Consider the following 25929-nt stretch of genomic DNA (forward strand, 5'->3'; position numbering starts at 1 on the left):
GGTGATGCCCCTGAACTACCCTGCCCAGGTTCATCACCTTTACTAGCGCCCCAGGCAAGTTCCTAGGGAATATAAGCGTTAACCCAACTGGCGGATCGCTGCGACTACATAAGCATAATCTTCAGCAGTCATTCGGTTGTGTAGTGGAATTGCCATGGTGTGATCATTGCAATCACGCGCACCTGGGAAATCTTCCGGATTGAACCCAAAGCGATCACGGTAGTAAGCCAGCATGTGGACAGCATGAGTACCAGGGCGGGTTGAAATACCCTTGGCCTGTAGAATCTCCATCATGTCGTTACGAGGCATCGGTGCCTTGGCAGGGTCAATATACGTGACAAAGGCTTGCCAGCCGTGTCGTCCACCTGCCGGGGCAGAAGGCAGACGCAACCAGTCGATACCGGCCAGTTGATCACAGTAGTACTCGGCCCAACGCGCACGCTCATCAATAAAGCCATCGAGCTTGCCTAACTGGACCAGACCAACAGCACCCTGCAGGTCAGTCATGCGGTAGTTGAAGCCCAACAGGTTGAATTCAGGCAACAGATAAGGGCGCGGGCCGTGATGCCGCTGTTCTTCAGACAACGTAGCACCGTGGTTACGCAATTGATTCATGCGTTCGGCGAGTTCGGCATCAGCCGTAGTGACCATGCCGCCCTCACCTGTCGTTACCGACTTGCGAGGGTGGAAGGAGAACGCCGCAACATCACCCAAACTACCGGATGGCTTGCCCTTCCAACTTGCACCGGCTGCACAAGCAGCGTCCTCGACGATAGCGACATCAGCTGGCAGGCCAGCACGCAGGGCGTCCATGTCCACGCAGCGACCAAACAAGTGCACGGCAATCACTGCACGAGTCCTGTCGGTCACCTTGGCGGTAATCTGCGCGACATCCAGATTGTAGGTCTGTGGATCAACGTCGATAAAGACCGGTGTTGCACCGCAGTACAATACAACGTTTGCCGTGGCAACCCAGGTGAAGGCCGGCACGATGACTTCGTCACCCGGGCCAATACCCAGACCAGCAAGCGCCAAATGCAGGCCAGTGGTGCAGGAGGTTACAGCTAGGGCATGCGGTACTAGATGACGTTCGGCAAAGGCTTTTTCAAAGGCAGCAACCTTCGGCCCCTGGGTCAGCCAACCGCTCATCAAAGGCTCTCGAGTAGCCTGCCACTCTTCTTCGCCAGTGCAGGGCAACGAGATGGCAATATTGCGCTTTTCCATCAACTTCACTCCGCCCCGTGCTCAGCACGCCAGTCGATCAGCTTTTGCAGGCCTTCCCGTAGCTCGTAGGTATAGGTGAAGCCAAGGTCTTCGGCCGCTTTCTTCGGACAGCCAATGCGGTTCTGCACCATACGACGCGCATCGTCAGCACTGTAAGGACGGTACTCAACTTTTAGGTCAGACGCTTTCAGATCCAGAATGCTATCGCAAAGCTCCTTGATGCTGGTCTGCACGCCAGTACCTACATTATAGAACTGATCAGTAGCTTCCGATTCCAGAGCAGCAACGTTGCAGCGCGCTACGTCTTCTACGTAGATGAAGTCATATGCCTGGGTACCATCACCATTGATAACCGGCCCCTCGTTAGCGTCGATCTTGTTCAGCATGATCGGAATAACGCCTGTATAGGCTGCGGTTTGGTCCTGATGCGGGCCGTAGACGTTCATGTAGCGCAGACCGACGTAGCTGAGGCCGAAGCGATCATGGTAGGCGTGGCACATGGCTTCGCCGGCTATTTTGGTGGCACCGTAGAAGTTGCGGTTGTTGAACGGGTGGTCTTCAGTCATCGGCACCTGCACCGCATCGCCATAGACCGATGCCGAGGACGAGTAAACCAGGCGCTTGATGTTGTTGTTCACGCAAGCCTCGAGCACGTTGAAAGTGCCTTCGATGTTTACGTGGAACGCGGTACGCGGGAAATCTTTGCAGTGCAGCAGCCACATGGCGGCCAAGTGGATCACACCGTCCATGCCTTTCATAGCATCGTTGAGCAAGTCGATCTCGCGAATATCGCCACCGTTCGGGTACATGGTGCAGCGAGGGTCCTTGAGCTGCTCAGCAATGTTGCTTAGCTTGCCGCGGGCAAGGTTGTCATAGATGACGACCTGCCCGACCCCTTCCTTGAGCAGCTCGGAAACCACGAAGCTGCCTATGAACCCGGCACCGCCGATGACGAGAATCTTGGAACCTTGAACTTTCATGCCGGTTACTCCATTAGATACGGATGGCGGCCGCCAGGGCGGCGCAGATCGCTTGTTGTTCGGTTTCGCCGAGGTAGGGATGCATCGGCAGGCTCATGACCTTGCGGGCAATAGTGTCGCCTATTGGCAAGCGCGCATGCTCGTCCTTGACGGCCGGCTGCTGGTTGAGCGGAATTGGATAGTGTACGGCCGTAGGAATGCCGGCTTCCTTGAGCTTTGCCTGCACACTGTCGCGAGCTTCCACTTGGACGGTGTACTGGGCCCAGGCACTAGTGTTGCCTGTCGCCACAATGGGTGCGGCTATGCCTTGTTGCTCAAGTAGCTGCGCATAACCAGCGGCTACCTGCTGACGCATCGCCAACTCGGCCTCAAAGATTTCCAGCTTGGGCAACAGAATCGCGGCCTGCAGAGTGTCCAGACGACTGTTCACGCCTACACGGACATGATGATAACGACGATCCTGGCCATGCCGAGCTATCTGCCGTATTACCTTGGCAAGTTCATCATCATTGGTGAAGATTGCACCACCGTCACCATAACAACCCAAGGGTTTGCTGGGAAAGAAACTGGTACAGGCGATTGTCGTCAGGTTGCAGGAGCGCTTGCCCTTGTTAGTGGCACCAAAGCTCTGCGCCGCGTCCTCGATCACAGGGATGCCATGCCTAGCAGCAATGGCGTTGATCGCATCGAAATCAGCGCACTGACCATACAGCGAGACCGGGATGATCGCCTTGGTACGCGGAGTGATGGTGGCTTCGAGCAACGCAGGATCTAGGTTGTAAGTACGGGGGTCGACATCCACGTACACCGGTTTGGCTCCTAGCAGAGCAACGGTCTCGGCGGTGGCGATGTAGGTGAAGCCGGGGGTAATGACTTCATCTCCCGGACCAATACCCAGCGCCATTAGGGCAATCTGAAGGGCATCAGTGCCATTGGCAACGCTAATGCAGTATTTCGCGCCGACAAAGGCCGCGAGCTTTTCTTCCAACTCACTTACTTCCGGGCCGAGGATGTATTGACCATGCCCCAGCACGCGCTGGATACCAGCGTCGATTTTTTCCTTTATCAGCGCCTGCTGCGCCTTGAGGTCGATGAACTCGATCACACCACGTTCTCCTTGCTCAATACACTGCCACGCAGCACGTAACACGCACCGGTATGGATACAAGGCGCACGACGCTCGCCCTTCAGAGGTAGTTCCAGCTGTTCGCCAAACTCGCTCATCCAGCCAATCTGCCGTGCTGGCACACCGACCATCAACGCGTAGGCCGGCACGTCCTTGTTGATTACCGCGCCGGCACCGACAAAGGCGAACTCGCCGATGGACACACCACAGACGATGGTGCAATTGGCACCGAGCGTGGCGCCTTTCCTCACAAGGGTGTCACGGTACTCACTCTTGCGCTCGATCAGTGAGCGCGGGTTGTAGACGTTGGTGAAGACCATGCTCGGGCCACAGAATACGCCTTCTTCCAGGGTGACACCGTCATAGACCGAGACGTTATTCTGGATCTTGCAGTTGTCACCGATGACGACCTTGTTGCCGACGAAGACGTTCTGCCCCAGGGACACGCCCTGACCAATACGTGCACCGCCACAGACATGCACGAAATGCCAGACGCGCGAGCCTTCGCCAATTTGTGCGCCCTCATCGACGATGGCGCTAGGGTGCTGGTAATGGCTCATGGCTCACCCCAGCAGTCGAGCAAGGAACGGGTGCCCTTCGCCATCTTGGGCACGACTCGGCGCCAGGGTGCGGATGGTTTCGACGGTTTCCACGCAGTGCCGTGCATCTTCGATGCCGTAGCCCTTGCCATCGAGGATGGCCTGGTAGCTGACGGTATGCAGGTCAGTAAAACCCTCGGAGAACTCGATTTCGGCGCCATCACAGGTGATCGAACGATAGGTCGGTTTTTTACCTTTGACCGAGTCAGGCAAGTCGTCGGCGTCGATGGAGAGGAACCAGCGCACCCGCGCGTTCTCGTACTCTAGGTAGCCCGCTGCTTTGGACTCGTTGACGTAATGCACAACATTGCGCTGCAGCTTGCCGAAAATGAAATGCAGCATGTCATAGAAGTGCACACCAATATTGGTGGCCACACCGAAAGACTTACGCGGGTCGCCCTTCCAGCTTTCCATGTACCACTTACCGCGACTGGTGATGTAGGTCAGCTCAACGTCGTGCTTGTGATCTTGCTTACTGGATTCGACCCGGGTTTTAAGATCGATGATCGCCTGATGGTGGCGCAACTGCAGGATATTCCACAAACGACGACCAGTTTCCTTTTCAGTGAGGAGCAGGTCATCGAGCATCGCAGCGCTGGGCACCAGCGGTTTTTCACAGATCACGTCACAACCAAGACGAAGGCCAGCAGTGATGTGCGGATGATGCAAGTAGTTGGGCGAACAAATCGAAACGATATCGAGCGCGGTCACTGGATCGCGTTTCAGACGCCATGCGTGGTCGTAGAAGCGTTCAAACTCTGTGAAGAATTCGCTCTGCGGCGAAAGGCTGTCGATAATACCTACCGAATCATTGATATCGTAGGCACAGGCAAGCTCGTTACCGGTGTCCTTGATGGCACGCATGTGGCGCGGGGCGATATAGCCGGCAGCGCCAATAAGGGCAAATCGTTTCATGCTGTCTCTCGCAAACGGTTGGAGCGAACCGTCAACGCGCTAGACGAAGCTTGCGCCCAACGTGCGGTTCGCGCAAAAACACTCAAGCCTTGATGACGTTCGCCTGCGGCACCCGATACTTGCCGCGGCTGTCGACCAACAGACGCGCGTGCTGCTGAATCAGCGCGTAGTCGAACTTTTCATGGTCGGTAGCAAGGACCACAGCGTCGAACGAGGCCAGATTCTGGGCGGTAAGCGGTTCGCTGGAGAGCTCGAAATGGTGCTCGCGCATCTTCGGGAACACAGGAACGTGCGGATCGCTGTAGGCGACAATGCCACCTTTGGCCTCGATCAGCTCCATGATCTCCACAGATGGCGATTCGCGCATGTCGTCGACATTCTTCTTGTAGGCAATACCCAGCACTAGTACGCGACTACCCTTGAGCGCCCGACTGCGATCATTGAGGCCGTCCATCAGCTTGCCCACAACATATTCGGGCATAGCCTTATTGACCTCACCAGACAGCTCGATGAACCGGGTGTGTAGACCATATTCGCGGGCCTTCCAGGTCAGATAGAAAGGATCGATCGGGATGCAGTGGCCACCCAGGCCGGGGCCAGGATAGTAGGCGGTGAAGCCGAATGGTTTGGTCGCCGCAGCATCCACTACCTCGAAGATATCGATGCCCATTCGGTCAGCAACAACTTTCATTTCGTTGACCAAGCCGATGTTCACAGCTCGGTGAATATTCTCCAACAGCTTGGTCATCTCAGCGGCCTTGGTCGAGCTAACCGGCACAATCTGATCTATTGCCTGTTCATAGAGCGCGATACCAACTTGCAGACAATTAGCAGTGTGCCCACCGATAACCTTAGGAATAGTACGAGTCTCGAAGTCTGGATTACCGGGGTCTTCGCGTTCTGGTGAATAGACTAGGTAGATATTTTCACCCACCACCAAACCGCTTTCTTGCACGCGTGGCAGCAACTCTTCCTCGGTAGTACCCGGATAAGTAGTGCTCTCAAGCGATACGATCTGGCCTGCACGAAGGTACGGTTTAATTGCGTTCGTAGTATCGATCACGAAGCTCATGTCTGGCTCGCGATACTTATTTAGCGGTGTCGGCACACAAAGGATGAGCGCATCACACTCGCTAGCACGGCGAAAATCGCTAGTCGCCTCGAAGCCAGAGTTGCGTGCCTTGGCGACATGTTCACAGGCTATATGCTCGATGTAACTACGGCCCGCATTGAGTTTCTCGACTTTGCCAGTATCAATGTCGATCCCTAGAACGCGAAAGCCAATCGCGTTGTAACGCAGCATCAACGGCAGACCAACATAACCGAGACCAACGATCCCAATAACTGCATCTCTGCTTTTAAATTTATCGATACACGCCTGCAACGAATCAGCTTTCACAATTACACTCCATTTAAACACTTTTAAAAACACTATCCAAAAACGGCTATGCTATTGCTGTATTGCTTACCAGAAACATCAGCTAACACATACTTGACCATTTGATCGCCTGTGGATGAAGCGAATTGAGGCTGACCACTTCCACCCTACCGCAAAGCTCACCAACCCATTCTAAAGAACATGGGTCATTTAGCCTCCTATGGTAGGCACTTGAACACGAATGACATAGCGCAGCCCATCAATTCCCTAATATCTAACCCGCAATTCAAAACACTGGGCGTACCAGCCACCATTACCTTCGACCTGATTAGCCCACGAATAGCAAGCCATCACAGTCATCAGCGATGCATGACCTCTAAGCAAATACAATCAAGGGCAAATTGTCCTTCATCGACCACCCACGCTAGGGCGAAAATCAGGAACTGAAACACCCTACAATCGACTGACGCACTGGTGTCAGGCCTTATAGGCAGTGATGGCAAACGCCAGCACACATGGTACGGCTCCATGATGAGAGGTACTAAGAGGAAGCGGAAGAAATACATCAGCGAGCCCATTAGCTCCCAGCAATAACATCCACGACCGCACGATAGAAAGACGCAGGAATCAACTGCCTGCAAGTACGCGAGGCGCGACATTATGCCATGAAGAAAAACTCGAAATCAGCCCATCCTGACATGAAGCGGCATTATTCAAAGTCATTAGCCAGATGAAACAGTGCACCACTGGTGCTCAGACCCACTACTCGTCCTCATTGACCCGATCACGCAACTCCTTGCCCGGCTTGAAATGCGGTACAAACTTACCATCCAGTCGAACCGAGTCACCGGTTTTCGGGTTACGCCCCACACGCGGCGCGCGGTAATGAAGCGAGAAACTGCCGAAACCACGGATCTCAATCCGATCGCCAGTCGACAATGCCTGAGACATCTGCTCCAGCATGGTCTTGATCGCCAACTCAACATCCTTGGACGAGAGCTGCCCCTGATGGGTGACGATGCGCTCGATCAACTCCGACTTGGTCATGGTTTTCCCTTCTTTTTCAAGCGGCTAGATCACTAGATAAAAAGCTTTTAGCACGCCGAGCCAGATTTGAACAGCCTATAAAACAACACCTTAGCGATTTTTAGGTACAAAAAAGGGCGACCGTAGTCGCCCCTTTTCTGGATCACCTGAACTTAGTTCTGGTTTTCCATTTGCGCACGGATCAGATCACCAATGGTGGTCGGACCAGCAGAAGCAACTTCGTCCTGCTTAGTACGCATTTCTTTGATGGCTTCTTTTTCGTCTTCAACGTCTTTCGACTTGACCGACAAGCTGATTACGCGGCTCTTACGGTCAACGCTGATGATCTTGGCTTCTACTTCTTCGCCTTCTTTCAGCACGTTGCGCGCGTCTTCAACGCGGTCACGGCTGATTTCGGAGGCTTTCAGGGTAGCTTCGATGCCATCAGCCAGGGTGATTACAGCGCCCTTGGCGTCAACTTCTTTCACAGTACCGCGAACGATAGTGCCTTTGTCATTGACTGCAACGTAGTCGGAGAACGGATCTTCTTCCAGTTGCTTGATGCCGAGGGAAATGCGCTCACGCTCCGGATCAACGGAGAGGATAACGGTTTCCAGCTCGTCGCCTTTCTTGAAGCGGCGTACAGCTTCTTCGCCTACTTCGTTCCAGGAGATGTCGGACAGGTGAACGAGGCCGTCGATGCCGCCATCCAGACCAATGAAGATACCGAAATCGGTGATCGACTTGATGGTGCCGGAGATTTTGTCGCCCTTGTTGAACTGACCGGAGAAATCTTCCCACGGGTTAGTTTTGCACTGCTTGATACCCAGGGAGATACGACGACGCTCTTCGTCGATATCCAGAACCATAACTTCCACTTCGTCGCCGACGTTAACGACTTTCGAAGGATGGATGTTTTTGTTGGTCCAATCCATTTCGGATACGTGCACCAAGCCTTCCACGCCTTCTTCCAGCTCTGCGAAGCAGCCGTAGTCGGTCAGGTTGGTTACGCGCGCAGTAACACGGGTGTCCTGCGGGTAACGCGCTTTGATGGCAACCCACGGATCTTCGCCCAGCTGCTTAAGGCCGAGGGAAACACGGTTGCGCTCGCGATCGTACTTGAGAATTTTGACGTCGATTTCATCGCCAACGTTGACGATTTCCGACGGATGCTTGATACGCTTCCACGCCATGTCGGTGATGTGCAGCAGGCCGTCGACGCCACCCAGATCCACGAACGCGCCGTAGTCGGTGAGGTTCTTGACGATACCTTTGACTTGCTGACCTTCCTGCAGGGATTCCAGCAGAGCTTCGCGCTCGGCACTGTTTTCCGCTTCCAGGACGCTACGACGGGAAACGACAACGTTGTTGCGCTTCTGGTCCAGCTTGATGACTTTGAATTCGAGCTCTTTGCCTTCCAGGTGAGTGGTATCACGCACCGGACGGACATCGACCAAGGAGCCTGGGAGGAACGCACGGATGCCGTTAACGTCGACAGTGAAGCCGCCCTTAACCTTACCGTTGATAACGCCCGTAACCACTTCCTCAGCGGCGAAAGCTGCTTCCAGAACGATCCAGCACTCGGCACGTTTGGCTTTTTCGCGGGACAGCTTGGTTTCACCAAAGCCATCTTCAACCGCGTCCAGGGCAACGTGAACTTCGTCACCGACCTTGATGGTCAGCTCGCCAGCGTCGTTGTGGAACTGCTCAAGCGGGATGAGGCCTTCGGACTTCAAACCAGCGTGAACGGTTACCCAACCAGCTTGGTAATCGATGTCGACGATGATAGCGGTGATGATCGAGCCAGCCTGAAGATTCAGGGTTTTTAGGCTTTCTTCAAACAGTTCAGCAAAGCTTTCGCTCATTTTAATTCCTGTTGATTCAGGGCAGGGGATCCGCCCAAACCACACTCCAGACAATGTGGGTACGTTTATGTAGAAAGAAACAGTCGGGACAAGGACTGGGTTCCCGAGCGCCTCCTTGGCGAGCTGGTCAGCTTAAAGCAGCTGTAGCTCTGGTCATCCAGCGAGGTCGCGAATGGCGACTTCACTGAGAATTCGTTCAAGCACTTGTTCGATGGAGAGCTCAGTAGAATCCAGCTGTATCGCATCGGCTGCCGGCTTGAGCGGCGCCACTGCACGCTGGGTATCGCGCTCATCGCGCGCCTGAATCTCATCAAGAAGACTCGCGAGATTAACATCATCGCCCTTGGCCTTCAACTGCAAGTAGCGGCGGCGGGCTCGCTCCTCGGCGCTGGCGGTGAGGAACACCTTCAGCGGCGCATCGGGAAATACCACCGTGCCCATGTCACGACCGTCGGCAACCAGCCCCGGCATTTCCTGAAAGGCCTGCTGACGCTGCAGCAGAGCCTCACGCACGGCAGACAGCGAAGCCACCTGCGAGGCACCAGCACCAACCTGCTCATTACGGATCAGATCAGTGACCTCCTCTCCTTCAAGAATGATGCGCTGGCCATGACCATCACCGGCAGCAATAAATTGCACATCCAGATGAGCGGCGAGCAGCTTCATCGCTTCTTCGTTGGTCAGATCGACGCCGTGATTGCCCGCAGCAAAGGCCAGCAGACGATACAACGCACCCGAATCCAACAGATTCCAGCCCAGCTGTTTAGCCAGCAAGCCGGCAATTGTGCCTTTGCCCGAGCCACTCGGCCCGTCGATGGTAATAACCGGCGCGACGATCATGCCTTGCCCTCCTCGGCCACACGAATACCGACCTGAGCCGACAACGCGAGAAAATTGGGGAACGACGTGGCGACGTTGGCGCAGTCATGAATGCGGATCGGCGCCGTAGCGCGCAACGAGGCCACGCTGAACGACATGGCAATGCGGTGGTCGCCGTGCGCCCAGACTTCGCCACCACCGATGCTGCCGCCTTCGATGATGATGCCGTCCGGCGTTGGCTCGGCCTTGACGCCCAGCGCAATCAAACCATCAGCCATCACCTGAATCCGGTCGGACTCCTTGACCCGCAGCTCTTCGGCACCACGCAACACGGTGCGGCCTTCCGCCACCGAGGCAGCGACAAACAGCACCGGGAACTCATCGATGGCCAGCGGCACCAGATCTTCCGGAATATCGATGCCCTTCAGCTTGGCGCTGCGTACACGAATATCAGCCACAGTCTCGCCGCCGACTTCACGCTGGTTTTCCAGGGTGATGTCGCCGCCCATCAGCTTGAGGATATCGATGACACCGGTACGGGTCGGATTGATGCCGACGTGCTCCAGCACCAATTCTGAATCTTCAGCAATGCTGCCGGCGACCAGGAAAAACGCCGCCGAGGAGATATCCGCAGGCACTTCGATATGGGTCGCGATCAGCTTATGGCCCGACTCGACACGGGCGGTGCTGCCATCCACTGTTACCGGATAACCGAAGCCGCGCAACATGCGCTCAGTGTGGTCGCGGGTCGGCGCAGGCTCGGTCACTGAGGTGGTTCCGGCGGCGTAAAGCCCAGCAAGAAGCAGGCAGGATTTAACCTGAGCACTGGCCATGGGCATTTCGTAATCCATACCGGTCAGGCGCTGACCGCCCTTGATCATCAGCGGTGGGCGACCTTCCGGGCCGGTCTCGATCACTGCACCCATTTCGCGCAGCGGCTTGGCGACACGGTTCATCGGACGTTTGGACAGCGACGCATCACCAGTCAGCGTGGTATCGAACGGTTGTGCCGCCAACAAACCCGAGAGCAAGCGCATCGAGGTGCCAGAGTTGCCCATGTAAAGGGGACCGGCCGGCGCCTTCAGACCATTCAGGCCCACCCCGTGAATGGTCACGCGACCATGATGCGGACCTTCGATGACCACCCCCATATCGCGGAACGCCTGCAGCGTCGCCAGGGCGTCTTCACCTTCCAGGAAGCCTTCGACATGCGTAGTGCCTTCAGCCAGCGAGCCGAGCATGATCGAACGGTGAGAAATGGACTTGTCACCGGGAACGCGGATACGTCCGGAAAGTTTGCCGCCAGGATTAGCCAGAAAAACCAGATCGTTCGAGTGCATAGCGTCCACATAGGCCCTGCGGGCCAAAATTTTGCCGAAATGCTCACGGGCCACGCGGGCGCGAGTGAATACGCCCAGCAACTGATGCCCATCCCCTGCGTCAACCGCGTCGCGCAAGGCGTCGAGGTCGTCGCGAAATACGTCCAGCGTGCGCAGTACCGCCTCGCGGTTGGCGAGGAAGATGTCGTGCCACATGACCGGATCACTGCCGGCAATTCGCGTGAAATCACGGAAACCACCAGCAGCGTAACGAAAGATCTCCAGGTTCTCACTGCGCTTGGCCAGCGAGTCAACCAGGGTAAAGGCCAGCAAATGCGGCAGATGACTGGTCGCAGCCAGCACCTGATCGTGATGCTCGACCTCCATATGCTCAACATCCGCGCCCAGCTCGCGCCACAGTACATCGACCTGCGCCAGGGCTGACTCATCACTCTGCTCGCAGGGCGTGAGAATGACCTTGTGCCGGCGGAACAGCTGCGCGTTGGAGGCCTCCACCCCACTCTGCTCGGAACCGGCAATCGGATGCCCGGGCACAAAGCGCACCGTTTTGCCGGCAAAGGCCAAACGTGCCGCACGCACTACATTGCCTTTAGCGCTGCCCACATCGGTGAGCACCGCCGCGCCCAGCTCAAGTTTGGCAAGTTCAGCTAGCAGCTTCTCCATGGCCAGGATAGGCACCGCCAGTTGGATCACATCAGCCCCTAGACAGGCGGCAAGCAGATCAACTTCGCAGCGATCGACCACCCCCAACTCGACGGCCAACCGACGCGATTCCGGGTCGAGATCGACACCGATCACTTCGCGAAACAGGCCGCGCTCACGCAAGCCTTTGGCGAAGGAGCCGCCAATCAACCCCAGGCCGATAACCACCAGGCGGCCGAGCTTAGGGGCAACAGATGGCATCTGAGTGACAGCAGATTTGGCCTCACTCACGCGCTCAGCACCCTGCCCAAAGCTTCAAGGAAGCGCGCATTCTCGGCCGGCAGGCCAATCGATACACGCAGGAAATTCGGCATACCGTACCCAGCCACCGGGCGCACGATCACCCCGGCGCGCAGCAGCGCCTGATTGATCGCAGCCGTATCGCGACCAAAATCGACGGCAATAAAATTGCCTTTCGACGGAATCCAGCTCAGGCCCAACTCACGCAAGCCAGCTTCCAGTTGCACCATGCCGGCATCATTGAGCTGACGGCTTTGCGCCAGGTAATCGGCATCATCCAGCGCCGCACAGGCGGCCGCCAAGGCCAGGCTGTTGACGTTGAATGGCTGACGCACACGGTTCAGCACATCAGCGATCTGTGCCGAGCTGAGCGCATAGCCAACACGCAGCGCCGCCAAACCATAGGCCTTGGAGAAGGTGCGCGAGACCAGCAGGTTGTCGTAGCGCGCCAGGTACGTGAGACCGTCCGGCAGCTCATCACCTTCGGCGAACTCGATGTAGGCCTCATCCAGCACCACCAGCACGTTGCCGGGTACGCGAGCGAGAAAGCGCTCCAGCGCGTCGGGGCCGAACCAGGTGCCAGTCGGGTTGTTCGGGTTGGCGATAAACACCACGCGGGTGTTTTCATCGATGGCCGCGAGCATGGCTTCCAGGTCGTGACCGTAGTCCTTGGCCGGCACCACTTTGCCCTGAGCACCTACGGCCTGGGTCGAGATGGGGTAAACGGCAAAGGCGTACTGGCTGAACACCGCATTAAGGCCAGGTGCCAGATAAGCACGGGCAACCAGATCGAGAATATCGTTGGAACCATTACCCAGGGTGACCTGATTGAGCTGTACGCCACAGCATTTGGCCAGACGGCTTTTCAGCTCGAAACCATTGCCATCGGGGTAACGGGTCAGCTCGGCCAACTCGCTGCGAATCGCTTCCAGCGCCTTTGGGCTTGGACCTAGCGGATTCTCGTTGCTGGCCAGCTTGACGATGCTGGCCGGGTCCAGATCCAGCTCACGGGCCAGCTCATCCACCGGTTTGCCCGGCACATAGGGCGACAGCTGCTGTACACCTGGCTGGGCCAGGGCGAGGAAATCGGTCATAGCAATGCCTCACGCTTAAAGCCGCAAGCCCCAAGTACAGCCCGGCGTCGATGCGCGTGTAGCTTGAGACCTGAGGCGTGCCGCAGCAGTTTTAAAGTACCGCTTTGGGATAGGAGCCCAGCACCTTGAGCGCCACGGCTTCCTGATTGATTTTTTCCAGCACGTCTTTGATCAGCGGATCGCGGTGGTGACCGACGAAGTCGATAAAGAACACGTAGGTCCACTTGCCGCTGCGCGACGGGCGGGTTTCGATGCGCGTCAGGTCGATGCCGTTGTTATGGAACGGCACCAGCAGCTCGTGCAACGCACCCGGCTTGTTGCGCATAGAGATGATCACCGAAGTCTTGTCGTCGCCGGTTGGCGGGACTTCCTGGCTGCCGATGATCAGGAAGCGCGTGGAGTTGTCCGGACGGTCTTCGATCTTCTCCGCCAGCTTGGTCAAGCCATACAGACTGGCGGCCATATCACCGGCAATCGCGGCACTGTTCCACTCGCTTTTCACCCGTTTGGCCGCATCGGCGTTGCTCGATACTGCCACGCGCTCGACGTTGGGGTAATGCGCGTCCAACCACTTGCGGCACTGGGCCAGGGACTGGGCGTGGGAATAGATGCGGGTGATCTTGTCGGTCTTGGTGGTTTCACCGACCAGCAGGTGGTGGTGAATGCGCAGCTCGACTTCGCCACAGATGACCATGTCGTGTTCAAGGAAGCTGTCGAGGGTGTGGTTGATCGCACCTTCGGTGGAGTTCTCCACCGGCACCACACCGAAGTTCACCGCACCAGCGGCCACTTCACGGAACACTTCATCGATCGCCGCCATCGGCACACTGATTACCGCGTGACCGAAGTGCTTCATCGCCGCCGCTTGGGAGAACGTGCCTTCCGGGCCGAGGTAAGCCACCTTGAGCGGATTTTCCAGGGCCAGACAGGAGGACATGATTTCGCGGAACAGTCGCGCCATTTCCTCGTTGCCCAGCGGGCCCTGGTTGCGTTCCATGATGCGCTTGAGCACTTGGGCTTCACGCTCAGGGCGGTAGAACACCGGGGACTCGCCTTCCGGCAGCGCCTTCATCTTCACTCGCGCGACTTCTTCGGCGCAGCGGGCACGGTCGCTGATCAGCTCAAGGATGCGCTCATCGAGGTTGTCGATGCGCAGGCGCAGGGCTTGCAGTTCCTGTTCGGACATATCAGCCATGCTCCTTCTCGAACTCGGCCATATAGGCGACCAGCGCCTCGACGGCATCCAGCCCCACAGCATTATAAATAGAGGCGCGCATACCACCGACCGAACGATGGCCTTTCAGATTGAGCAGGCCGCGCGCATCGGCACCAGCGAGGAACGGCTTGTCCAGTTTCTCGTCAGCCAGACGGAACGGTACGTTCATCCAGGAGCGGGCGTTGTGAGCAATCGGATTGCTGTAGAAATCGCTGGTATCGATGGCTTTGTAGAGCAGGTCTTTCTTGGCGCGGTTCTGACGCTCCATGGCGGCCACCCCACCCTGCTCTTTCAGCCACTCGAACACCAGGCCAGAGAGGTACCAGGAGAAGGTCGCCGGGGTGTTGTACATCGAGCCGTTATCAGCGGCGATCTTGTAATTGAGCATGGTCGGACAGACGCTGCGGGCACGGCCGAGGAGGTCTTCACGCACGATGGTCACGACCAGGCCGCTGGGGCCGATGTTCTTCTGCGCGCCAGCGTAGATCAGGCCGAACTTCGACACATCGATCGGGCGCGAAAGGATGTCGGAAGACATATCCGCCACCAGCGGCACGTCACCGACTTCGGGAATCCAGTCGAACTGCAGGCCGCCGATGGTTTCATTGCTGGCGTAGTGCAGGTAGGCGGCGCCTTTCGACAGCTGCCACTCGTTCTGTCCAGGAATGGCGAAGTAGTCATAAGCCTTGGCGCTGGCGGCAACATTGATGTTGCCGTAGCGGCTGGCTTCTTCGATGCTTTTCTTCGACCAGATACCGGTATCGATATAGTCGGCAACGCCGTCTTCCGGTAGCAGGTTGAGCGGGATTTCAGCGAACTGCTGGCTGGCCCCGCCCTGCAGAAACAGCACCTTGTAATCGGATGGAATATCCATCAGGTCGCGCAGGTCCTGCTCGGCCTTTTCCGCGATGGCGGTGTACTCATCGCTGCGGTGGCTCATTTCCATGACCGACAGGCCTTTGCCTTGCCAATCAAGAAGCTCCGCCTGGGCGCGTTGCAGAACAGCTTCAGGAAGCGCGGCCGGGCCGGCGCAGAAGTTAAAGGCTCGCTTGCTCACATCCACTCTCGCTCAAAATAGTGGGCGGGCTGGTGCGTGCCAGCAGCCGCCAAATCCTACGCTGTCAGAGGCGAGCGCACTCGCCCCGACAGATCACTCTTCGCTGATCGGGCTTTCGTCAGCAGCCTCAGGTGCATCGCCTGCATCCTCGATAGCACCTTCAACACCCTCCTCGCCTTCCAGCAGCTCTTCGTCGTCTTCCGCCGAAGGCTCCTGCACACGCTCAAGGCCCACCAGGGTTTCATCCTTGGCCAGCTTGATCAGAGTCACGCCCTGGGTGTTGCGACCGAGGCTGGAGACTTCACTGACGCGAGTACGCACCAGGGTGCCTTGGTCAGAAATCAGCATGATTTCCTCGCCCTCCAACACCTGCACGGCACCGACCAGCTTACCGTTACGCTCGTTGCTGACCATGGCGATCACGCCCTGACCACCACGACCGCGACGCGGGAACTCGGCCATCGCCGTGCGCTTGCCGTAACCACGCTCGGACGCGGTGAGAATCTGCGCATCGCGCTCCGGGATCAGCATGGAGATGATGTTCTGCCCCTCTGGCAGACGCATGCCGCGTACACCGCGGGCGGTACGACCCATGGTGCGCACGTGTTTTTCCTTGAAGCGGATGACCTTGCCGCCATCGGAGAACATCATCACTTCACGGGCACCATCGGTGATGGCTGCCGCGATCAAGGTGTCACCCTCTTCCAGCTTCAGGGCAATCAGGCCACTGGTGCGCGGACGGCTGAACTGCACCAGCGGGGTCTTCTTCACGGTACCGAAGGCGGTTGCCATAAAGATGTAGGCACCGGTCGGCTCATCCTGCTCGTCGTCGGCCACATCGGCGTCGCCATCTTCAGCCACATCGGCTTCGATCACTTCACCTTCCAGCACCACGCCTTCGCTGTCATCCAGTTCTTCATCACCCGCGCTCTGCTGCAAGGCTTCCAGATCGACCTGAAGCATGGCGGTGATGCGCTCGCCTTCATCCAGCGGCAGCAGGTTGACCAGCGGACGGCCACGGGCGGCACGGGACGCTTCGGGAATTTCGTAGGTCTTCAGCCAATACACCTTGCCCTTGCTGGAGAACAGCAACAGCGTGGCGTGGCTGTTGGCTACCAGCAGGTGTTCGATGTAGTCCTCATCCTTGACCCCGGTGGCGGACTTGCCGCGACCACCGCGACGCTGCGCCTGGTAGGCATGCAGCGGCTGGCTCTTGGCATAACCACCGTGGGAGATGGTCACGACCCGCTCTTCTTCGGTGATCAGATCGGCCATGGTCAGGTCCATGCGCGAGGCAACAATCTCGGTGCGACGGGCATCGCCGAACTCGGCCTTGACCGCTTCCAGCTCTTCGCGGATCACTTCCATCAGACGCACGGCACTGGTGAGGATGCGGATCAGCTCACCGATCTGGGTAAGGATTTCCTGGTACTCGGCCAGCAGTTTTTCATGCTCAAGGCCAGTCAGGCGGTGCAGGCGCAGCTCAAGAATGGCCTGAGCCTGATCCGGCGAGAGGAAGTACTTGCCATCGCGCAAGCCGTACTGCGGCTCAAGGTCTTCCGGACGGCAGGCATCGGCACCTGCGCGCTCGACCATGGCCTCTACAGCGCTGGATTCCCAAGCTGTGGAAATCAGCGCCTGCTTGGCTTCGGCCGGAGTTGGCGAGGCCTTGATCAGGGCAATCACCGGATCGATATTGGACAGGGCAACCGCCTGCCCCTCGAGAATATGACCACGTTCGCGCGCTTTACGCAGTTCGAACACAGTACGCCGGGTGACCACTTCACGACGGTGCAGGATGAAGGCTTCAAGCATGTCCTTGAGGTTGAGGACTTTCGGCTGACCGTCGATCAGCGCCACCACGTTGATGCCGAACACACTCTGCATCTGGGTCTGGGCGTAGAGGTTGTTCAGCACCACTTCCGGCACTTCACCACGGCGAAGCTCGATGACCACGCGCATGCCGTCCTTGTCGGACTCATCGCGCAGCTCAGTGATGCCTTCGAGCTTCTTCTCTTTGACCAGCTCGGCGATCTTCTCGATCAATCGTGCCTTGTTCAGCTGATACGGCAGCTCGGTGACGACGATCTGCTGACGACCGCCGACCTTGTCGATGTCTTCAATTTCAGCGCGGGCACGCATGTAAATGCGCCCACGACCGGTGCGATAGGCTTCGATGATGCCGGCACGACCATTGATGATGCCGGCAGTCGGGAAATCCGGCCCTGGGATGAACTGCATCAGGTCATCGACCGTCAGGTCGCCGTTGTCGATCAGGGCCAGGCAGCCGTTAATCACTTCCGTGAGGTTGTGCGGCGGAATGTTGGTGGCCATCCCCACGGCAATACCGCTGGAACCGTTGACCAGCAGGTTGGGGATCTTGGTCGGCATGACCGCCGGGATCATTTCCGTACCGTCGTAGTTCGGCACCCAGTCCACGGTTTCCTTGTGCAGGTCAGCCAGCAGCTCATGGGCCAGCTTGGTCATGCGCACTTCGGTGTATCGCATGGCGGCGGCGTTGTCGCCGTCCACCGAGCCGAAGTTGCCCTGGCCGTCGACCAGCAGGTAACGCAGGGAGAATGGCTGCGCCATCCGCACGATGGTGTCGTATACCGCGGTATCACCGTGCGGGTGGTATTTACCGATGACGTCACCGACCACACGGGCGGACTTCTTGTATGCCTTGTTCCAGTCGTTACCCAACTCGCTCATGGCAAACAGCACACGGCGGTGCACGGGCTTCAAGCCATCACGCGCATCCGGCAGTGCGCGACCGACAATTACGCTCATCGCGTAATCGAGGTAGGACTGCTTGAGTTCGTCTTCAATATTGACCGGGAGGATTTCTTTGGCCAGTTCGCCCATGAGTAGCCTGGTTCCTTTTTCTGGTGAAACTCCGCGCCATTCGTCCTGAACGAGGTGGAGCCTGTCGCTGCGCCTCAAGGCTTACAGCGACTCACGACAAATCAATAAGTTATGCCATGTATCTGCGCAGGTAAGAGGCCCATAACAGGCACCCCTGAAAACCGCCGGAGCTTACCACAATCACTGCGGCGCACCTATCCCCAGCACCAGCGGCACGACTAGGTGCGCCGGCACGCAGGAAAACTCAATGCAAGCGCTTGCGGCACATCAATTGCGCCATCTTTTCCGCATCCGGACGATCGACCACGCCCTTTTCGGTGACGATAAAATCGATCAGGTCGGCCGGAGTCACATCAAACACCGGATTGAACGCCGCCACGCCGCGAGCAATCGGCATTCCACCCAGTTCCAGCAACTCACTGGCGGCACGCTCTTCGAGGATGATGTCATCACCGTGCTCCATGGCCATATCGATGGTCGAACTGGGCGCGACCACCATAAAGCGCACGCCGTGATGCATGGCATTCACGGCCAACTGGTAGGTGCCAATCTTGTTGGCCACGTCACCGTTGGCCGCAATCCGGTCGGCACCAACGATGACCCAGGTGATGCCACGAGTCTTCATCAGGTGCGCGGCGGCCGAATCGGCATTCACCGTCACCGGAATGCCATCTTCTGCCAACTCCCAGGCAGTCAAGCGCGAGCCCTGCAGCCAGGGCCGGGTTTCATCGGCATAAACCCGCTCCAGCAACCCATCATGAAAGACTGCGCGAATCACCCCCAACGCCGTACCGAAGCCACCAGTGGCCAGGGCGCCGGCATTGCAGTGGGTCAGCAGGTTCTGTGCATTGCCCTGATGCTTGCGAATCAGTTCGGCACCGAGCTGAGCCATAGTCAGATTGGCCTCACGGTCACTCTGGTGAATGCCGATGGCTTCAGCTTCGAGTTGAGCGACCAGGTCATCGCCGCCCTTGAGCCGATCCAGGCGCTCACGCATGCGATTGAGCGCCCAGAACAGATTGACCGCCGTCGGCCGCGACGCCGCCAGCAGGTCAAAATCCGCCTGCAAGGCAGAGCGCCAATCGCCACCCTCCTGCAAACGGGCACGCAACGCCAGCACCACAGCATAGGCGGCGGCAATACCAATGGCCGGCGCGCCACGCACCACCATACTGCGAATGGCCTCAGCGACATCGACGGCCGAGTGATAGCTGAGCCAGGTTTGCGCAAAGGGCAGCGCGCGCTGGTCGAGCAGGTGCAGAGCGCCATCACGCCAGTCAATGGCCGTCACCTTCTCTGCCGCTAGCAATTGCTCGCGCATCACACACCTCCGCCGGAAAAAGCCGACCATTATACGCACAGCGCGAAAGCTGTCGGGTTAGATCAGGCCATGCAGCTTCAAGCCTAGGGCGTTCCCCTATAAACTCGCCACTTTAATGTCCGCCGGAAGCGCCACCATGCCCCAAGCACCGCTCGACTTGCTGCTCCTGCCCACCTGGCTGGTCCCGGTCGAACCTGCTGGCGTGGTCCTGCTGGAACATGGCCTGGGTATCCGTGACGGGCGTATCACCCTGATCGCCCCGCGCGCCGAAGCCCTCAAGCACAGCGCACAGCAGGTACTTGAACTACCTGGCAGGCTGCTCACACCAGGGCTGGTGAATGCCCACGGACATGCGGCAATGACCCTGTTCCGCGGCCTGGCCGATGACCTGCCACTGATGACCTGGCTGGAAAAACACATCTGGCCGGCCGAGGCCAAGTGGGTCAGCGAGCAGTTCGTTGAGGACGGCACCGAGCTGGCCATCGCCGAACAGCTCAAGGGCGGCATCACCTGCTTCTCCGACATGTATTTCTTTCCGGAAACCGCCAGCCAGCGGGTGCACAGCAGCGGCATTCGCGCGCAGATCACCATTCCGGTACTGGATTTCCCGATTCCCGGCGCGCGCGATGCAGACGAATCGCTGCGCAAGGGCCTGGCGCTGTTCGATGATCTCAAACACCACCCGCGCCTGAGCGTAGCGTTTGGACCGCATGCACCCTACACGGTCAGCGACGACAAGCTGGAGAACATCCGCATGCTCGCCGAAGAGCTGGATGCTGGCATTCACATGCACGTGCACGAAACCGCCTTCGAAGTGCAGCAGAGCCTGGAACAGCGCGGCGAGCGTCCACTGGCGCGCCTGGCCCGCCTTGACCTGCTCGGCCCACGCTTTCAGGCCGTGCACATGACGCAAATTGATGACGCTGACCTGGCCTTGCTGGTGGCCAGCAACAGCAGCGTGATCCACTGCCCGGAATCCAACCTCAAGCTGGCAAGCGGCTTCTGCCCGGTGGAAAAACTCTGGCAGGCCGGCGTCAACGTGGCCATCGGCACGGATGGCGCAGCCAGCAATAACGATCTCGACCTGCTCGGCGAAACTCGCACCGCCGCCCTCTTAGCCAAGGCAGTTGCCGGCTCGGCCACCGCCCTGGATGCCCACCGCGCACTGCGCATGGCCACCCTCAACGGCGCTCGCGCCCTTGGCCTGGATGAGCAGATCGGCTCACTGGAACTGGGCAAGGCCGCTGATATGACTGTATTCAACCTCTCCGGCCTGGCCCAGCAACCGGTCTACGACCCGGTATCGCAGCTGCTTTATGCCGGCGGCCGCGCCTGCGTTGAGCACCTCTGGGTCGGCGGCAAGCAGTTGCTCGACGGCGGCCAACTGACACGCCTGGACGAACAACGGATCATCGCCAACGCCCAGGCCTGGGGGACCAAAATTGCCGGCCAATAGCGGCAAACCCGGAAATGTGAGCACTGCGACAAACTGACATACATTGGTCGCACAACAGGCGTCCAATCCACCCGGCGAAACTGGCAACATGAGCACCTTGCGCTCCCACTCTCGCCGCAGCCTGATTCAGGGATTTATATGAGCAACGTCGACCACGCCGAAATCGCCAAATTCGAAGCCCTCGCCCATCGCTGGTGGGACCGCGAAAGCGAATTCAAGCCGCTGCATGACATCAACCCGCTGCGCGTCAACTGGATCGACGAGCGTGTCGGCCTGGCCGGTAAAAAGGTCCTGGATGTTGGCTGCGGCGGTGGCATTCTCAGCGAGTCCATGGCCCAGCGCGGCGCCAGCGTCACCGGCATCGACATGGGTGAAGCCCCGCTGGCGGTAGCCCAGCTGCACCAACTGGAATCAGGGGTCAGCGTCGAGTACCGGCAGATCACCGCTGAAGCCCTGGCTGCCGAAATGCCCGGCCAGTTCGACGTGGTCACCTGCCTGGAAATGCTGGAGCACGTACCCGATCCATCCTCGGTCATCCGCGCCTGCTACACCTTGGTCAAACCAGGCGGCCAGGTGTTTTTCTCGACCATCAACCGCAACCCCAAGGCTTACCTGTTCGCCATCATCGGCGCCGAGTACCTGATGCGCCTGCTGCCGCGCGGCACCCATGATTTCAAGAAGTTTATTCGCCCCTCCGAGCTGGGTGCCTGGAGCCGTGACGCCGGCCTGCAGGTCAAGGACATCATCGGCCTGACCTACAACCCGCTGAGCAAACGCTACAAGCTGGAAGCCGATGTCGACGTCAACTACATGATCCAGACCCTCAAGGAGGCCTGATGCGCCTGCGCGCAGTTCTTTTCGATATGGACGGCACCCTGCTCGACAGCGCGCCAGACTTTATCGCCATCAGCCAGGCGATGCGCGCCGAGCGCGGCCTGCCGCCGATTGCCGACAAGCTGATCCGTGACCAGGTGTCCGGCGGCGCGCGCGCCATGGTCGCCGCCAACTTCGCCACGGACCCCGAGGCTGACGGTTTCGAGGCGCTGCGCCTGGAGTTCCTCGAACGCTATCAGAGCCATTGTGCAGTGCTGACCCGCCCCTTCGATGGCATGCATGAGCTGCTCGATGATATCGAACACGCCAAGCTTGTCTGGGGCGTGGCCACCAACAAACCGGTGCGCTACGCCGAACCGATCATGCAACAGCTCGGCCTGGCGCAGCGCTCGGCGGTATTGGTCTGCCCGGATCACGTCAGCCGCAGCAAACCGGACCCGGAGATGATCCTGCTGGCATGCGCGAAGATGGGTGTGGAACCTGCCGCCACCCTGTTTATCGGCGATGACGAGCGCGATATAGAAGCCGGCCGCGCCGCCGGCTGCAAGACCGCCGCCGTCACCTACGGTTATATCCACCCGCAGGACAACCCACGCAACTGGGGTGCCGATGCCGTTGTGGACCATCCACTGGAACTGCGCGCCGTACTTGAACGGGCCGTGTGCCGCTGCTGATAGTGTTCACTGATCAATCCAGGCTGGCCCACTGTCAAACCGGCCACACCTGAAAACACGAGGCTTTACCCATGCGTAACTATTCCGCTCGCCCCGACCTGCTCAAGGGCCGCGTGATTCTGGTAACCGGCGCAGGCCGTGGCATTGGCGCAACCGCCGCCAAGACTTTCGCCGCCCACGGCGCAACCGTACTGCTGTTGGGCAAAACCGAAGACAACCTCAGCCGCGTCTATGACGCTATCGAAGCCGCTGGCCACCCGCAGGCTGCAGTCATCCCGTTCAACCTGGAGACCGCCCTGCCGCACCAGTACGACGAATTGGCGGCGATGATCGAAGCCGAATTCGGCAAACTCGACGGCCTGCTGCACAACGCCTCGATCATTGGCCCACGCACACCGCTGGAGCAGCTGTCCGGCGACAACTTCATGCGTGTCATGCAGGTCAACGTCAACGCCATGTTTATGCTCACCAGCACGCTGCTGCCGCTGCTCAAGCTCTCGACTGACGCCTCGGTGGTATTCACCTCCAGCAGCGTTGGCCGCAAAGGCCGCGCATACTGGGGCGCCTATGCCGTCTCGAAGTTCGCCACCGAAGGCCTGATGCAGGTTCTGGCAGATGAAATCGACGGCATCGCCAGTGTCCGCGCCAACAGCGTCAACCCTGGAGCGACCCGCACCGACATGCGCGCCCAGGCCTACCCTGGGGAAAACCCGGCCAACAATCCGCTGCCAGAAGCCATCATGCCGGTGTACCTGTACCTGATGGGGCCGGACAGCACGGGAGTGAATGGTCAGGCATTTGACGCACAGTAAGGATTCACTGAGTCCGCCGGTTTTCCGGCGGACCTTGAATTAACCGACATCAGATTGCCAGCAGCACCGTCAGTTAACCGGCAAGAACTTGCCGCCCCGCCTCTAAAAATAATCACAAGCCACTGAAAATAAAGAGCTTTTAGGAATTATAAAAAGCTGGCATGGATTTCGCTGAAGCCTCGCTATCGCCGCGTATAGCGCTAGAGGTAAGCTTCATGGCCCCGCACAACCAGTCCAACACCATTGATTTCGACGCCGCCAAACTGCAACGTCTCGGTTATGCCAGTCGCCTGCAAAAAAGCCTGAGGCCAGTTAGCCTGGCGCAGCTGCGTCAGCAATTGAGCCTGCGCCTGCAGACCTCGCTGGAAGCCGAACGCATCCTCGAGCTGTTCTATACCGAAGTGCAGCGCCTGGTGCCCCTCAGCGCCCTCAGCTATCAGCTGGCCTCCTGCGACCTGCGCCTGGAACTGGGCGAGCGTGCCAGTCACTCAGCTGGCTACCGCCTGAACCACGATGGCGAATTCCTCGGCGAGCTGACCTTCCGCCGTAACCAGCGCTTCAGCGAGGATGAACTCGGCCAGCTCGAATCACTGCTCGCCAGCCTGCTCTTCCCTCTGCGCAACGCCCTGCTTTACCGCGCAGCTCTGCAAACAGCACTGCGCGATCCGCTGACCGAAACCGGCAACCGCATTGCCATGGAGCAGACCCTCAAACGTGAAGTGGATATTGCCCGGCGCAATCTTCAGCCGCTTTCAGTACTGATGGTCGACATCGACCACTTCAAGCGGATCAATGACAGCCACGGCCACATCGTGGGCGACCAAGCCCTCAAGGCCGTCGCCAGCGCCCTGAAAGACAGCCTGCGCAATGTCGACATGGTGTTCCGCTACGGTGGCGAAGAATTCATGGTGCTGCTCTCCAACACCAGCCGCGAGGCGGCTTCGATGATTGGCGAGCGTCTGCGCCTGGCGGTACTGGGCATTCAGTACCTGGTGGAAAACCGCGCCATTGAACTGTCGGTTAGCCTGGGCTGCGCCACCTTGCTACCGGGTGAGTCCATGGACAGCCTGCTGCGCCGCGCCGACAGTGCGCTGTACGTATCCAAACGTGAAGGCCGCAACCGCCTGTCGATGGCCGGCTAACGCCAACGCAGACAATAAAAAGGCGACCCTCGGGTCGCCTTTTTATTGTCACTCAGAATGCCTTATTCGGGCTTGCGATCACGGCCAAAGCCTGGACGCTGGCCATCACGACCAGGTTGGCTGCGACGTTTAACCGGTGCACCTGCCGGCTTGCGCGACGGGCGATCAGCCAGCTCAACGCCAGGACGCTGTGCCCCCGGTTTGGCCGGACGCTTCTTGTTAACGTCACTCGGGCGCTCAGCGACCGGCGTGCCCTTGCCTTGATCGGCACGTGGGCTGCGCGCCGGACGCTCAGCACCGTCACCACGGGCAGGACGCGAACGGCCTTGATCACCTGCGGTTGCTGGCGCACCGTGAGCCGGACGCAAAGTACGCTCCGGACGCGCAGCACGACCCACCGGCTTGGCCGATTTGCGCTGCAAACGGTCGAGTTTGTCGCGGGTTTTCTCTTTCATCTCCGGCAGAGCGACCGGCTTGAGGCCGACCTCCTCGCTGAGAATATCGACTTCGCGCTGGCTCATTTCACGCCAGCGGCCCATGGTCAGGTCCGAGGTGATAAACACCGGGCCGAAACGCACGCGCTTCAAGCGACTGACCACCAGCCCCTGGGACTCCCACAGGCGACGCACTTCGCGGTTGCGACCTTCCATCACCACGCAGTGATACCAGTGGTTGAAGCCTTCGCCACCCGGCGCTTCCTTGATGTCGGTGAACTTGGCCGGGCCATCTTCAAGCATCACGCCGGTTTTCAGGCGCTCGATCATCTCTTCGTCAACTTCGCCACGTACGCGCACGGCGTACTCGCGGTCCATCTGGTAGGACGGGTGCATCAGGCGGTTGGCCAGCTCACCGTCGGTGGTAAACATCAGCAAACCGGTGGTGTTGATGTCGAGGCGACCGATATTGATCCAGCGGCCATCTTTCGGCCGTGGCAGACGGTCAAATACCGTCGGACGACCTTCCGGGTCGTCACGGGTGCAAATCTCACCTTCTGGTTTGTTGTAGATGATGACGCGGCGCACGCTTTCGGCAGCTTCCTCACGGCGGATCACCTTGCCATCGACGGCAATCGCATCGTGCAGGTCAACGCGTGCACCGAGGCTGGCGACTGCGCCGTTGACCTTGACGCGGCCAGCAGTAATCCAGGCTTCGATTTCACGGCGTGAAGCCAAGCCCATGCGCGCCATGACTTTCTGCAGTTTTTCGCCTGCGGGGCTGTATTCTTCGATTTCTTCACTCATCTG

Annotated in this window: 21 protein-coding genes; 5 read left to right on the forward strand and 16 right to left on the reverse strand. The window is 58.7% G+C overall.

Going from position 1 to position 25929, the window contains the following annotated elements:
- Positions 1-78: 78 nt before the first annotated feature.
- The 15 genes from DBR00_RS13765 to mtnA all read right to left on the reverse strand — a co-directional run bounded on the left by DBR00_RS13765 (position 79) and on the right by mtnA (position 19767).
- Complete coding sequence (locus tag DBR00_RS13765; protein WP_108487381.1) at positions 79-1224, reverse strand: DegT/DnrJ/EryC1/StrS aminotransferase family protein; 1146 nt, start codon at positions 1222-1224, stop codon at positions 79-81.
- A 5-nt stretch (positions 1225-1229) separates the two neighbouring features.
- Complete coding sequence (locus DBR00_RS13770) at positions 1230-2204, reverse strand: SDR family NAD(P)-dependent oxidoreductase (RefSeq protein WP_108487380.1); 975 nt, start codon at positions 2202-2204, stop codon at positions 1230-1232.
- Positions 2205-2217: 13 nt separating this feature from the next.
- Entirely contained in the window at positions 2218-3309 is a 1092-nt protein-coding gene (locus DBR00_RS13775) for a DegT/DnrJ/EryC1/StrS aminotransferase family protein (protein WP_108487379.1), read from the reverse strand.
- Entirely contained in the window at positions 3306-3890 is a 585-nt protein-coding gene (gene wbpD, locus DBR00_RS13780) for a UDP-2-acetamido-3-amino-2,3-dideoxy-D-glucuronate N-acetyltransferase (protein ID WP_108487378.1), read from the reverse strand. The genes DBR00_RS13775 and wbpD overlap by 4 nt, the downstream gene beginning before the upstream one ends.
- Before the next feature lie 3 nt (positions 3891-3893).
- Positions 3894-4844, reverse strand: coding sequence for a Gfo/Idh/MocA family protein (locus tag DBR00_RS13785; RefSeq protein ID WP_108487377.1), 951 nt, complete (start codon positions 4842-4844; stop codon positions 3894-3896).
- Positions 4845-4926: 82 nt separating this feature from the next.
- Complete coding sequence (wbpA, locus tag DBR00_RS13790; protein ID WP_108487437.1) at positions 4927-6228, reverse strand: UDP-N-acetyl-D-glucosamine 6-dehydrogenase; 1302 nt, start codon at positions 6226-6228, stop codon at positions 4927-4929.
- 756 nt (positions 6229-6984) lie between these two features.
- Positions 6985-7269, reverse strand: a complete 285-nt coding sequence (gene ihfB, locus DBR00_RS13795; protein ID WP_090387490.1) for an integration host factor subunit beta — start codon at positions 7267-7269, stop codon at positions 6985-6987.
- Between the two features lie 152 nt (positions 7270-7421).
- Positions 7422-9113: a 30S ribosomal protein S1 gene (gene rpsA, locus DBR00_RS13800; RefSeq protein ID WP_108487376.1), complete on the reverse strand. Its 1692-nt coding sequence runs from the start codon at positions 9111-9113 to the stop codon at positions 7422-7424.
- A 153-nt stretch (positions 9114-9266) separates the two neighbouring features.
- Complete coding sequence (cmk, locus tag DBR00_RS13805) at positions 9267-9953, reverse strand: (d)CMP kinase (protein WP_108487375.1); 687 nt, start codon at positions 9951-9953, stop codon at positions 9267-9269.
- Positions 9950-12175 (reverse strand): bifunctional prephenate dehydrogenase/3-phosphoshikimate 1-carboxyvinyltransferase, encoded by a 2226-nt coding sequence (locus DBR00_RS13810; RefSeq protein WP_108487436.1) that lies wholly within the window; start codon positions 12173-12175, stop codon positions 9950-9952. Before DBR00_RS13810 ends, cmk begins: the two co-directional genes overlap by 4 nt.
- A gap of 26 nt (positions 12176-12201) precedes the next feature.
- Positions 12202-13308 carry a histidinol-phosphate transaminase gene (gene hisC, locus DBR00_RS13815; protein WP_108487374.1) on the reverse strand — a complete coding sequence of 369 codons (1107 nt, stop codon included), beginning with the start codon at positions 13306-13308 and terminating at the stop codon, positions 12202-12204.
- A gap of 91 nt (positions 13309-13399) precedes the next feature.
- The gene (gene pheA, locus DBR00_RS13820) at positions 13400-14494 is read right to left on the reverse strand and encodes a prephenate dehydratase (RefSeq protein WP_108487373.1); all 1095 of its coding nucleotides are present in this window, start codon (positions 14492-14494) and stop codon (positions 13400-13402) included.
- A gap of 1 nt (position 14495) precedes the next feature.
- Positions 14496-15581 carry a 3-phosphoserine/phosphohydroxythreonine transaminase gene (serC, locus tag DBR00_RS13825; RefSeq protein WP_108487435.1) on the reverse strand — a complete coding sequence of 362 codons (1086 nt, stop codon included), beginning with the start codon at positions 15579-15581 and terminating at the stop codon, positions 14496-14498.
- A 93-nt stretch (positions 15582-15674) separates the two neighbouring features.
- The gene (gene gyrA, locus DBR00_RS13830) at positions 15675-18446 is read right to left on the reverse strand and encodes a DNA gyrase subunit A (RefSeq protein WP_108487372.1); all 2772 of its coding nucleotides are present in this window, start codon (positions 18444-18446) and stop codon (positions 15675-15677) included.
- 244 nt (positions 18447-18690) lie between these two features.
- Positions 18691-19767: an S-methyl-5-thioribose-1-phosphate isomerase gene (gene mtnA / locus DBR00_RS13835; RefSeq protein WP_108487371.1), complete on the reverse strand. Its 1077-nt coding sequence runs from the start codon at positions 19765-19767 to the stop codon at positions 18691-18693.
- A 136-nt stretch (positions 19768-19903) separates the two neighbouring features.
- Here mtnA and DBR00_RS13840 point away from each other — a divergent pair, with 136 nt between their 5' ends.
- The 5 genes from DBR00_RS13840 (at position 19904) to DBR00_RS13860 (ending at position 24685) form a co-directional block, all read left to right on the forward strand.
- The gene (locus DBR00_RS13840; protein WP_108487370.1) at positions 19904-21223 is read left to right on the forward strand and encodes a TRZ/ATZ family hydrolase; all 1320 of its coding nucleotides are present in this window, start codon (positions 19904-19906) and stop codon (positions 21221-21223) included.
- A gap of 138 nt (positions 21224-21361) precedes the next feature.
- Positions 21362-22060 carry a bifunctional 2-polyprenyl-6-hydroxyphenol methylase/3-demethylubiquinol 3-O-methyltransferase UbiG gene (gene ubiG / locus DBR00_RS13845; protein ID WP_108487369.1) on the forward strand — a complete coding sequence of 233 codons (699 nt, stop codon included), beginning with the start codon at positions 21362-21364 and terminating at the stop codon, positions 22058-22060.
- Positions 22060-22731 carry an N-acetylmuramic acid 6-phosphate phosphatase MupP gene (gene mupP / locus DBR00_RS13850; protein WP_108487368.1) on the forward strand — a complete coding sequence of 224 codons (672 nt, stop codon included), beginning with the start codon at positions 22060-22062 and terminating at the stop codon, positions 22729-22731. Before ubiG ends, mupP begins: the two co-directional genes overlap by 1 nt.
- A gap of 71 nt (positions 22732-22802) precedes the next feature.
- On the forward strand, positions 22803-23543 hold the full coding sequence (locus DBR00_RS13855) for a YciK family oxidoreductase (RefSeq protein ID WP_108487367.1): 741 nt from the start codon (positions 22803-22805) through the stop codon (positions 23541-23543).
- Between the two features lie 215 nt (positions 23544-23758).
- A complete protein-coding gene (locus DBR00_RS13860) occupies positions 23759-24685 on the forward strand; it encodes a GGDEF domain-containing protein (protein WP_108487366.1) in 927 nt (308 codons plus the stop codon).
- Positions 24686-24747: 62 nt separating this feature from the next.
- Here the strand turns inward: DBR00_RS13860 and rluB are convergent, their stop codons facing one another.
- Positions 24748-25926 (reverse strand): 23S rRNA pseudouridine(2605) synthase RluB, encoded by a 1179-nt coding sequence (gene rluB, locus DBR00_RS13865; RefSeq protein ID WP_108487365.1) that lies wholly within the window; start codon positions 25924-25926, stop codon positions 24748-24750.
- Between the last annotated feature and the right edge of the window lie 3 nt (positions 25927-25929).

Origin of the sequence: Pseudomonas sp. HMWF032 (assembly GCF_003060885.1) — a bacterium.
Taxonomy (GTDB): domain Bacteria; phylum Pseudomonadota; class Gammaproteobacteria; order Pseudomonadales; family Pseudomonadaceae; genus Aquipseudomonas.